Genomic DNA, 10920 nt, shown 5'->3' on the forward strand with positions numbered 1-10920 from the left:
GTTAAATTGTCTTTCTTTGGTTAAATTTGAGAGTATTAAACTAGCTGTAAATCGAAGTTAATCACGACGTGCTGTTTACACCACTTTTATAATATCTGTCTATTTGCACGGTCGGCCTTAACTGATCGATATAATCTTTATCTTCTTATTTTGTCGTTTCAATGCTATGTCTATGCAGGCGTTGCTTATGCTTACCATACTAAAGATCGACTTCAGGCAAGCAGAAATAACCGCGATCGCTATGCATCATAAGACAATCACAGGCTCACGATAAAATTGCACCATTACCAAACGCATGACCGGAAATGGCTACAATAGTTGGGATCAGAGCCAATAAAAGTGTCGAAGATACCTCGCTCATTTTATACATCAATGTTTTTTTATGTCCTTTTGATGGACGATTTGCATGGACTGCATCAGCCAGTTGATGCTTATACCTTGGTTCCATGATTTTGGATCACTGGAATACAATACCAAGGCTTTGTGATGTTTATTAACAATGGCTTCTTGCAAGGCAGACAACATGGCATTTGCAAACGCCAAATCCTGCCTGTTTTCACCGTTATTCATGGTTAGCAAGGCGACGGTGCCATGGGTTTCCAATGTTACAATGGACATAATCATCCTAATTAAGCTAATAAGGTGAATATTTCATGATTTCGATTCGCTAATAGGGTCATCATGACAATGGTAAGATAATCAACCTGAGCAAAAAATGATGGTCGAGCGCCTATGTTAGCGCAGCATGGATGGCATGCGCCAAAAAATAGGCTGACCAATATGGATATATTAATCACCGATTATTAAACTCCGGAATTTATTGTCGCGGCAAAGAAACAGTGCGTTTTAATGGCTATTATGCAATTATTGGCACGATTGATTAATAACGATTTATAACACTATGACCTTAAAAGTTTACAACAGCTATAGCGGCGAAAAAGAAGTCTTTACCCCGATCGATGCGGATACAGTCAAAATGTATGTCTGTGGTCCTACCGTCTATAACCGCGTTCATATTGGCAATGCCCGCCCGGTTGTGGTCTTCGATACGCTGTATCGCCTGTTAAAAACCCTTTATAGCAACGTTATCTATGCCCGTAATATTACTGATATTGACGACAAAATTATGCAGGCGGCGAAAGACAATAACGAAGCGATTAGCGAAATTACCAACCGCTATACCAAAGCTTACTTCGATGATATGGCGGAGCTGAATAACCTTGAGCCTGATATTGTGCCCTTTGCTACGGATCATGTGGATGAAATGATTGCCATGGTCAGTACTCTGGTTGAAAAGGGTCATGCCTATGCTGCTGAAGGGCATGTGTTGTTTGATGTGCAATCGATGGATGATTACGGCCAGCTAGCCAAGCGTTCATTGGAAGATATGTTGGCCGGTGCCCGTGTTGAAGTGGCTGCCTATAAGAAGTATGCCGGAGACTTTGTACTATGGAAGCCTTCGTCCCCAGAAGAGCCTGGTTGGGATAGTCCTTGGGGTCGGGGTCGTCCCGGCTGGCATCTTGAATGTTCAGCGATGATCGAAAAGCATCTTGGCAATACCATTGATATTCATGGTGGTGGTATTGACTTGCAATTTCCGCATCACGAAAACGAAATTGCCCAAAGCACCTGTGCCCATGATGGCGAGCAGTTTGTGCGTTACTGGATGCATAATGCCTATGTCAATATTGATGGGGAAAAGATGTCCAAGTCCTTGGGCAATTTTAAAATGGTCAAGGATCTGTTAGCGCATTATCCAGGTGAGGTTCTGCGTTTTACTATTCTATCGGCGCATTATCGTTCGGAATTAAATTTTAGTGTCGATACTCTGGATACCGCTAAGAAAACATTGGATAAGCTCTATGGCTATTTACAATCAGTCGCTGATGTTGCTGTAGATAACGAGATCGATATTACCGGTGAAGCCATTTATCAGGCCCTATTAGACGATTTAAATACACCTGTTGCGATTCGTGAGCTTCATGCTCTGGGTAAAAAGATGAAGGCGACAACCGGTAATGAACAGGCCCAACTCAAATCACGTTTTATCAAAGCGGCTGGTTTGATGGGTTTGTTACAGCAAAATCCATCGGATTGGTTTTATATCGAGGCGGCCGACGGCGAACTGTCGGATGCGGATATTGATAAACAAATAGCCCATATGCAGCAAGCAAGACAAAACAAGGATTATGGTTTAGCGGATGAGATTAGGGACAAACTGCAAGCGCAGGGTATTGTTTTGGTTCGGGATGGATGGAAGCGAAGCTAGATCAAACCTAGCTTCTTCCTCGTAAAGGCGAGGCAGTGATTGATTAAATCAATTTTTATATCACTTTAAATAACTTTCCCCGTACTGATTTTCGATAGGCCAATGGTGTTTGCCCCATCGCCTTCTTAAAACGTCCACAAAAATAACTACTGTCTAAATAACCCGATGCATAAGCGACTTCCTGAACACTAAAGTTACTGGTGCGCAATAATTCACGAGCATTATCCAAACGCTGACGTTGCAGATAGTCACCGGCTGTTATGCCAACCGCTTGCTTAAAACGTCGGTTAAAGGTGCGTGGGCTAAGTTGCAGTTGCTTGGCTAGTGCAGCTAAATTAATAGGTTGCCGAAGGTGTCTTTGCAACCATTCTTGTGCCTCAATAATGGTTTCATCCTGATGTGGTTTGCTCGCTTCTTCTACATACGCATGATTGGCAAAAGGGCGACGAATCTCGGGTGAGAATTGCGCCTCAACTTGACGGGCAATCGTCTGACCATAGTGGCGTTGGATAAAATGCACCATCAAGTCTGCAATGGAGTTAACGCTGCCAACACAATAAATAGTATTGGCCTGAGTGATTAAATATTGCCTTTTTAAATCTACTTTCGGATAGCGTTCGGCAAATTGATCACAGTAATGCCAATGTGTGGTGGCCGGCTGATGATCTAGCAGGCCGGCTTCAGCCAGAAAGTAACTACTGGTACCCACCGCGCAAATTAAACTTTGCTGCTTGGCCAAGCGTTGTAGCCAAGGCATTATCCAGCGATGCCGGATTAAATTCTTAACGGGGCTGCGCCATAACGAGGGGATAATCACCAAATCTGTTTGCTCAATCATGTTCGGCGTTGCCGAGGCGACAACACTCAAACCACCCGCTGTCACTACTGGCCCAACATCCTGACTAACAATGTCAATCTGCAAGCGAGGGTGTTTTCGGTTGCGGGTACGTGCCAGTTCATTGGCGGCATTTAAAATCTCTAATGGCAGGCTAATACTCGTTACCAGACACGCAGGTGGAGCTAGAAGAGTGATACGTTGCATCAACAATGACCCAAAGGTAGATTTGGCGTAATAGAACTATTATATGTCCTTTTTGTTTTATTTTGATAGCTGTTTTCAGAGTAAAATGTTACTGAATGGACACATCATTTGGTAGCCCGCAGTATCACTCTAAAAGGATAAAATATGGCACGGATCCCTATTATCACTGGTTTTGGTGGCATTAATACTGCCGGCAGAAGTTCTTTTCACCACGCTTATCGTCGCTTGATACTGGATTCACTGCCCAAGGTTAAAGTCGATCAGACCTATCGCAGCCTTGCCAGCTTAATGAAACTGGGATTTGATGGTAGCGAGCAACAACAACAGTTTATCCGTGATCATACTTTGATTCGTCGCATCGAAGAGCAGCGTTTTAAAGTAGACGGTATCGATATTAATAAGCGCATGCCCGTCAGCGTTTGCGGTAATGAATCCGCCAGTTTTATTACTAAGGCTCGCAACCTGCCAAAGTATATCCCTGAAAACTGGAGCATCATCGATATCGAAGACAAGATGGTCCGAGTGGATATTCAGGGCGACACTAAATTTATGTTGCCAACACGACGTGATATCGCTGTGCAAGCAGCGGGGCAGTTACCCAGTGGTTTTGATCCCGGTACTTTATACCCAGCGCGAAGTCATCCTCGCGGCCTGCAAATGGCTGTTTATGGCGCTTCCGATGCTGTGCAATCGATGGGTATTGATTGGGGTGTCGTTTGTCAGCATGTGCCTCCCGATCAAATCAGTGTTTATGCCGGTAGTTCAATGGGGCAGTTAGATCCGCAGGGTTATGGCGGTATGATAGGCGCGCGTTATAACGATAAGCGCACCACCTCCAAGCATTGCCCCTTAGGTTTAGCGGAAATGCCCGCCGACTTTATCAACGCCTATGTGCTAGGCAGTATCGGTAATACCGGTGCTTATATGGGTGCCTGCGCTTCTTTTTTATATAACCTTCGTCAGGCTGTTAACGATATCAAAAATGGCGTTGCCCGTGTGGTAGTTGTCGGTAATAGCGAGGCTCCGATTGAGCCGGATGTGATCGAGGGCTATTGCTCGATGGGTGCTTTAGCCACCGATAAGGACCTGTTAGATCTAGATGCTAAATTGGGTCTAACTAGCGCTAACTACCGTCGTGCAGCCAGACCCTTTAGTAGCAACTGCGGTTTTACCATAGCCGAGTCTTCGCAGTTTTTTGTGCTGATGGATGATGAATTAGCGATGGCATTAGGCGCCAATGTACACGGTGCTGTGACCGATGCTTTTGTCAGCGCTGATGGTCATAAAAAATCTATATCATCGCCGGGTGCAGGCAACTATATTACTATGACAAAAGCTGTTGCTTCGGTGCGCGCCCTATTAGGCGATAAATCCATTAGGCAGCGCTCTTTTGTGCAGGCTCATGGTTCCAGCACACCGCAAAACCGCGTCACTGAATCTCATATCCTGAACGAAACCGCGAAACTGTTTGGCATAGAAAACTGGCCAGTAGCTGCGATCAAAGCTTATGTGGGGCACTCTCTGGGTGTATCCGCCGGTGACCAGCTAATGGCTACTTTGGGTGTTTGGTCAGAGGGTATAATTCCCGGTATAGCCACCATTGACCATATCGCTGATGATGTTCACCGTAGCAACCTGCAATTAGGTAGCGCCCATATGGATGTCGGCGCCCAAGATATCGATTGTTGCATTCTTAACTCAAAAGGCTTTGGTGGCAATAACGCTTCGGCCACGGTGATTGCTCCTCATATTGTTGACAAAATGCTGGCCAAAAAATACGGCTCAGAGGCCATGACGACTTATAAAACCCGCAATGAGACCGTGCTAGAGCGGGCCGCTGCCTATGATGAATCCGCTCAAAATGGCGAGGCGCAACCGATCTATAAATTTGATCATCATGTACTCGATAGTGATGACCTCGACTTCTCCACCAGCAAAATCAGTGTGCCGGGTTATGCGCTTGCTATTAACCTCGAGCTCGAATCTCCTTATGCAGGGTTGTTGGAGGTGTCATAAAGGTCATAGCTCGCTCTGCAGAGTTGCAAGCTTGATTGTGTCGATATCTATGGGCGCTAGTGTCTGTACACTTGATTGTGGAGGCCATAGTAACTAGTATGTGCCGTTCACTAAACTGCAAAATTATAGACTGACCCTATGGATGCGCTCAGCTTATTACACAGCCGAAACTCAGCGTCTAAACTCTGTGAGCCCGCTCCTACAGATGAAGTGTTGGAGAATATGTTTAAGGCGGCCTTAAGAGCTCCAGATCATATGTGGCTTCGTCCTTGGCGTTTTTTGACTATCCGTGGTGATAGTCGCCATGACTTGGGTCAGCTGTTTGTTAAGTCCGCAAAGTTGCGTAGACGGCAGGCAGGTGAGTCAGCAATGACCGACCAAGAAATCGCCAAATTAGCCGCCAAACCCTTGCGAGCCCCATTAATTATTACCGTTATTGCCAGAATCAAAGAACACCCGAAAGTGCCCGCTGTAGAACAGGTGATTTCCGCTGGTTGTGCTGCTCATGGTCTATTGTTGGCTGCCCATGCCCAAGGTTATGCCGGTGTTTGGCGCACCGGCCCTAATGCTTTTGACACTACGGTGATGCAAGGTCTGGGTTTGCAGACGAATGAAAGTATTGTCGGTTTTTTATATCTGGGAACCGTTGATGGCAATTACAAAACTCTGCGCGAATTAAGTATTGATGATTACAAGCAACCCTGGCCTGTGTCCTTACAAATTAAAGATTGACTATTTCTATGATTAAACCAACGCTTAGCACACTATCAATTGATATCAGCGATCATATTGCCCACGTTGCTCTTAATCGCCCCGATAAGGCAAACTCGATAAATTCCGATATGTGGGATGAGTTAGAAGTTTGTTTTAACTGGTTGGATGCCGAGCCAGAAGTCAGAGTAATTATCCTCTCTGGTGAGGGCAAGCATTTTTGTGCGGGTATTGATTTAGCCATGTTTGGGGAGTTGGTGAATACTGAGATAAGTGATCTGGCTCGACGATCTGAAATGTTCCGGCAAAAAATTCTTACACTACAGGGTAACCTCACAGCTATAGAGCAGTGCAGAAAGCCGGTGTTGGCTGCTATCCACTACACCTGTATTGGTGGTGGCATTGATATGATTAGCTGCTGCGATATGCGTTACTGTAGCGCTGATGCCTATTTTTCTATCAAGGAAATCGATATAGGGATGACGGCTGATGTGGGTACCTTGCAGCGGTTGCCTTATATTATCGGTGATGGTCAAATGCGCGAATTGGCTTATACCGGTCGTACCGTAACGGCCGATGAAGCGCTTTCTCTAGGCTTGGTTAATCATGTCTATCAGGATCGCGAAGCCATGCTGGCAGGGGTTAACGAAATGGCTAAAACTATCGCCTCAAAATCACCGTTGGCTATTCGTGGCACCAAAGCTATGTTGCTGTACAGTCGTGACCACAGTGTGCAAGATAGTTTAAATTATATGGCGACATGGAATGCCGGCATGTTGAGTATGTCCGATGTGCATGCAACGGCACAGGCCACAGCCAAGGGCGATACGGTGAGCTATGATGACTAACCATAAATTCAAGATCAGAAAATTCAGTTGCAATCTGTAAAATAGTAGCGAGCAACAGTTGCTTATGGCATCCAATATTACAGAATTGAAATCTACTCTATTTGTCGCGCCGGTTATCAGTACGTTATTACGATATTTGTCGATATTGCTGCTGAAACTGATTGGTTGGCGTGCCGTCAATCAGGTGCCTTTATTGAATAAATGCCTTGTGATTGGAGCCCCTCATACTAGCAACTGGGATTTTGTCCTATTCCTGCTGTTTGGTTTCAAAATGAGGTATAACACTCGCTGGTTGGGTAAGGATACGTTGTTTAGATTTCCGATCAGGGGTTTGATGATACGCTTGGGCGGTATTCCTGTTGATCGCAGTAAATCTAATAATGTTGTAGAACAAATGGCTGACTACTTTAACAGTGTTGACGAACTCAGCGTGATCATTGCACCCGAAGGCACCCGTGACAAAACGGTTGGTTGGAAAACTGGCTTTTACCACATTGCCATTGCGGCCAATGTGCCAATAGTGTTGGGTTATGTTGATAGCTCAACCAAATCCATCGGTTTTGGTCCCGTTTTTTATCCTACTGGCGATATCGAGGCTGATCTTGAAAAAATCCAGGCCTTCTATGCCGACAAAAAGGGTCTGATTCCGGACAATTACTAAACTTAACATCTGATCGACGTCACAGATGATAGTTATTTCTCCAACGTCAATATTTTTACCACGGCCTGAGGGGAGTAACTCTATTCGGGTACAAAAGTCTCGATTCTGCGTTCCAACTCAGCCATGCCGGTAGGTAAATCAATGCTACATCCTAGTCTTTTCAAGCTGGACCCTAGTGCGTGGACGGTGCGGAATATATTATGCGCCCGACACTGTTCGCCCATTTGACCTATACGCACAATATCCAGCCCGAATGACCCCGCAATTTCCACACCGTACTCTTTGGATATCAATTGCAGCAATTCTTTTTGATTAACATTTTCCGGAAGATTAATGCCAACCACTGAATTTAGGCGTGACGCTGGATCCACGTAGAGTGATAGGCCCAAACCTTCTATACCGGCTTGTAACGCTTGCGAGCATTTTGAGTGTCTATCAAAACGAGCGGGTAGAGTCTCTTCACAAACCAAACGCAGCGCTTCATGGATGGCTAAAATACCTGATACCGGCGCTGTGTAGTGGTATGATTTTTTGTACCAAAATTGATCTGCCAGTTTGGCATCTAAACACCAGTGCCGCAGCACATCCGTACGCTGGCAGATTAAATCCCAAGCCATTTCTGAAAAAGCGATTAACGACACGCCAGGAATCGAGCTTAAACCTTTTTGACCGCCAGTGATAACAGCATCCACTCCCCAGTTATCCATTTCTAATGGCATCGTACTAAACGTACATACGGCGTCGATAATCACCAGACACTCATATTCATGAGCGATGCGGCAAACCTCTGGCAGGCAGGCATTGTAAACGGTATTCGAGGTTTCGCCCTGTACCACGGTAAGCACTTTCGGTCTGTGCAGTTTAATGGCTTCGGTCACGGCATCGATATCAATCGCCTTGCCATGCTCAGAATCTACTCGCACCACTTCAGCCTGATTTCTGGTGGCCATTTCAGCTAAACGGTTACTAAAGAAACCATTGCATAGCGCAAGAACCTTGCTATTGGGCACCACTAAATTAGCAATGGCCATTTCCATTGCTGCCGACCCGGGGCCAGCAACACCCATAATATGGTGGGTGTTGGTTTGGAACACATAGCGAGACATGACTTTGACTTGCTCAACAATTTGCGCCATGGTGTCGCCAAGGTGATTGATGACGATTCCGTTGGCAGCAGCAACCCTTGGTGAGATAGGTACCGGACCTGCTCCCATCATTAACAGAGGATCATCGGGGAGAATAGCATCCAAAGATTCAATATCTGATAAGGGGTTGTGCATCTTGAGCTCCAAATAAGGGATCTAATATAAAATAGCTTTAATTAATAATATAACTCTGTAGATCAGCAGAGGCGAAAGGGTAATTATATAGTTTTCGAAATTAAGCGTCGAGCGCTAAACCGCTCCAAGTAGGTCTTTGGCGCGATTCAGTCAGCATAGAATAAGTGTTAGTGAGGTGATAAATTAAAATGCCCTAGTTATGACAATAGTTATGACAATTTCTTTAATAAAATTGCAATCCATCCGAGGGTATCTGCCGTATGCGGGCACTGTCGGAAATTTTGATTTAAGGGGGGTTATTCTTTATCTGTTTCTTCATCAGTATCAATAAATCTCATGACCTGTTTTTTGAAGAATTTTTCTGTCGGGCGAAACACATAAGAACAGGCAGCAGTCATCAGTCCATAGAACAGCCGCTCTTCGTTATCTTGGGCCACAACCGTTACCAGTATCACTATCACCACAATGGCTAGTAGCGTATAAATTCCCCAGGCTATTTTGCTGTATTTGGCAAATTTGCTATTGATACCCGTAGTCATTTTTTCTCCATAATGAGTTGGTAAGTGGTTGTTATTCGGTCTAATAATGCCAATTTCGGATAATAATGTGAAGTGGCGATTAGCAATTCTTTTATGATTTTGCTGAATTTTATACCATTTCCATGGTGTGCTGTTGATGTTATTTCCAACTAATGCTGGATAGGAAGGGATCAACTATCAGCAGCGCCGTCTGCTGCTTGGTTTTTGGCTTGCTTTACTATTCAATCTATTTTTTGACAAAATTTTAAGCAGTATGGTGGTGCTCTGTCAGTTTTGTAAGCTGTAATTAGTTTAGGCCAAGCGTGTAGCCACATTAGAGCGAACCAGCTTTGGACCCAAGTCTTTGGACATAACTCCCGCTTGATTAAATTCAGCGGTCCATTCGTTAATAGATTCTTGATCGGCGTCTGTTAAGCCTTCAAAGATAGCTTGGATGCGCTGTATCATCCACAAGCTGTACGGCATGGCAGCACGGGTAAAGGGCTGGCCATCCATGGTGGTGCTGGTAAGCCCTACCGAGCGGCCAATGTTGTCGCCGCTTTTTTTATTCTTTTTTTGTATGTACTCAGATAGGCTTGCTTTGATCCCGTCAATCATCGGGTAAAACTCTGAGAAGATGGCTTCAAAAATAGGCGTAAGCGTTACTGGTATTTTATCATTGGCAAGGTAACTGCCTTGTTTTCCTTCGCCTGCGTGACAACGCTCTACCCAGTTTTGTAAATGAGGGCGTACATCGAGTAAGTCTCGCTTGGGCGCAGGGTCTCGATTTAAATGTCCATAGAGCGGGCCCAATAAAGCAAAGTCCGCTATCGAGGGTTTATCCCCCAATAAAAATGCATACTGTGAAAAGTGATGTTCGAACACATCGAGTATTTTATGCGTCCATGACTCCATGGCGCTGAAGTTTTCTTCGCGAACGCCGGCATGAGGCAGGAAATTTCTGAGTGTGCGGGCTACTTTTTTTGCCAATGGCCGGCGAATGAAATTAGGTGCATGAGGTAGCAGACCGGTACTGGCGTCATGAAGAAACAGCTGATAGTTTTCAGGGTATGACCAGCGGTAGTGCATGCCAATCGGTATCCACCACTCGTCCAACCAAGCTTCTAATAATAAGGATGCCATCAACTGCCTTGGTGTACTAGGCACCACAGTTGACTCTGGATGACGTCGTTCGAGCTCTTCTACAATTATGGTGGTGTCTTGTAACCATTCACCCTGGCGGGTTTGTATTACTGGCATCACCATCACGCCGGTTTTTTTCGGGATGCGGATCATGAGGTCGTAGGCATTCACTTTCTTATCGTTAAACGCCACATCCTTAAAGTTTAAGTAGCCGCGGGTTTTTCCCGAAAAGTAGGAGAGGTGCCAGCCGTGTAAGGTGTAATCTGGTTTCATACTTAAGGCCCTAGAGGTCAAAAGTGTGGCTAGGAGTAAAAAGGCTTTTTCGATATGTGGTACCGGAGGCCGGACTTGAACCGGCACGCTATTGCTAGCATCGGATTTTGAATCCGACGTGTCTACCAATTTCACCACTCCGGCATAGAGTTTTACTCG

9 protein-coding genes and 1 tRNA gene are annotated in these 10920 nt (G+C 45.2%); 5 read left to right on the forward strand and 5 right to left on the reverse strand.

What is annotated here, in order from left to right:
• Positions 1–369: 369 nt before the first annotated feature.
• Complete coding sequence (locus AACP44_RS06930) at positions 370–618, reverse strand: hypothetical protein (protein ID WP_339339748.1); 249 nt, start codon at positions 616–618, stop codon at positions 370–372.
• Positions 619–901: 283 nt separating this feature from the next.
• Between AACP44_RS06930 and cysS the strand changes: the two genes are divergently transcribed.
• The gene (gene cysS, locus AACP44_RS06935; protein ID WP_339339749.1) at positions 902–2269 is read left to right on the forward strand and encodes a cysteine--tRNA ligase; all 1368 of its coding nucleotides are present in this window, start codon (positions 902–904) and stop codon (positions 2267–2269) included.
• Between the two features lie 55 nt (positions 2270–2324).
• Here cysS and AACP44_RS06940 read toward each other — a convergent pair whose 3' ends face one another.
• Positions 2325–3311, reverse strand: coding sequence for a helix-turn-helix domain-containing protein (locus AACP44_RS06940; RefSeq protein ID WP_339339750.1), 987 nt, complete (start codon positions 3309–3311; stop codon positions 2325–2327).
• Between the two features lie 144 nt (positions 3312–3455).
• Between AACP44_RS06940 and AACP44_RS06945 the strand changes: the two genes are divergently transcribed.
• The 4 genes from AACP44_RS06945 to AACP44_RS06960 all read left to right on the forward strand — a co-directional run bounded on the left by AACP44_RS06945 (position 3456) and on the right by AACP44_RS06960 (position 7547).
• Positions 3456–5327: a beta-ketoacyl synthase gene (locus AACP44_RS06945; protein ID WP_339339751.1), complete on the forward strand. Its 1872-nt coding sequence runs from the start codon at positions 3456–3458 to the stop codon at positions 5325–5327.
• A 138-nt stretch (positions 5328–5465) separates the two neighbouring features.
• Complete coding sequence (locus AACP44_RS06950) at positions 5466–6059, forward strand: nitroreductase family protein (protein ID WP_339339752.1); 594 nt, start codon at positions 5466–5468, stop codon at positions 6057–6059.
• An 8-nt stretch (positions 6060–6067) separates the two neighbouring features.
• Entirely contained in the window at positions 6068–6886 is an 819-nt protein-coding gene (locus AACP44_RS06955) for a crotonase/enoyl-CoA hydratase family protein (RefSeq protein ID WP_339339753.1), read from the forward strand.
• A 64-nt stretch (positions 6887–6950) separates the two neighbouring features.
• Positions 6951–7547 (forward strand): lysophospholipid acyltransferase family protein, encoded by a 597-nt coding sequence (locus AACP44_RS06960; protein WP_339339754.1) that lies wholly within the window; start codon positions 6951–6953, stop codon positions 7545–7547.
• 80 nt (positions 7548–7627) lie between these two features.
• Here AACP44_RS06960 and AACP44_RS06965 read toward each other — a convergent pair whose 3' ends face one another.
• From AACP44_RS06965 to AACP44_RS06975, 3 genes are all read right to left on the reverse strand, one after another.
• Positions 7628–8827, reverse strand: a complete 1200-nt coding sequence (locus AACP44_RS06965) for an alanine--glyoxylate aminotransferase family protein (RefSeq protein ID WP_339339755.1) — start codon at positions 8825–8827, stop codon at positions 7628–7630.
• Positions 8828–9123: 296 nt separating this feature from the next.
• The gene (locus tag AACP44_RS06970; protein ID WP_339339756.1) at positions 9124–9540 is read right to left on the reverse strand and encodes a hypothetical protein; all 417 of its coding nucleotides are present in this window, start codon (positions 9538–9540) and stop codon (positions 9124–9126) included.
• 1278 nt (positions 9541–10818) lie between these two features.
• Positions 10819–10905: transfer RNA gene (locus AACP44_RS06975), tRNA-Leu, on the reverse strand.
• Positions 10906–10920: the final 15 nt, after the last annotated feature.

Origin of the sequence: uncultured Oceanicoccus sp., from assembly GCF_963968385.1 — a bacterium.
Taxonomy (GTDB): Bacteria; Pseudomonadota; Gammaproteobacteria; order Pseudomonadales; family Dasaniaceae; genus Oceanicoccus.

Excerpts from the sequence above, each read along its gene's own strand:
- AACP44_RS06945 (WP_339339751.1), top strand. The coding sequence starts at position 3,456 with ATGGCACGGATCCCTATTATCACTGGTTTTGGTGGCATTAATACTGCC.
- AACP44_RS06940 (WP_339339750.1), bottom strand. The coding sequence starts at position 3,311 with ATGCAACGTATCACTCTTCTAGCTCCACCTGCGTGTCTGGTAACGAGT.
- AACP44_RS06930 (WP_339339748.1), bottom strand. The coding sequence starts at position 618 with ATGTCCATTGTAACATTGGAAACCCATGGCACCGTCGCCTTGCTAACC.
- cysS (WP_339339749.1), top strand. The coding sequence starts at position 902 with ATGACCTTAAAAGTTTACAACAGCTATAGCGGCGAAAAAGAAGTCTTT.
- AACP44_RS06955 (WP_339339753.1), top strand. The coding sequence starts at position 6,068 with ATGATTAAACCAACGCTTAGCACACTATCAATTGATATCAGCGATCAT.
- AACP44_RS06960 (WP_339339754.1), top strand. The coding sequence starts at position 6,951 with ATGGCATCCAATATTACAGAATTGAAATCTACTCTATTTGTCGCGCCG.
- AACP44_RS06950 (WP_339339752.1), top strand. The coding sequence starts at position 5,466 with ATGGATGCGCTCAGCTTATTACACAGCCGAAACTCAGCGTCTAAACTC.
- AACP44_RS06965 (WP_339339755.1), bottom strand. The coding sequence starts at position 8,827 with ATGCACAACCCCTTATCAGATATTGAATCTTTGGATGCTATTCTCCCC.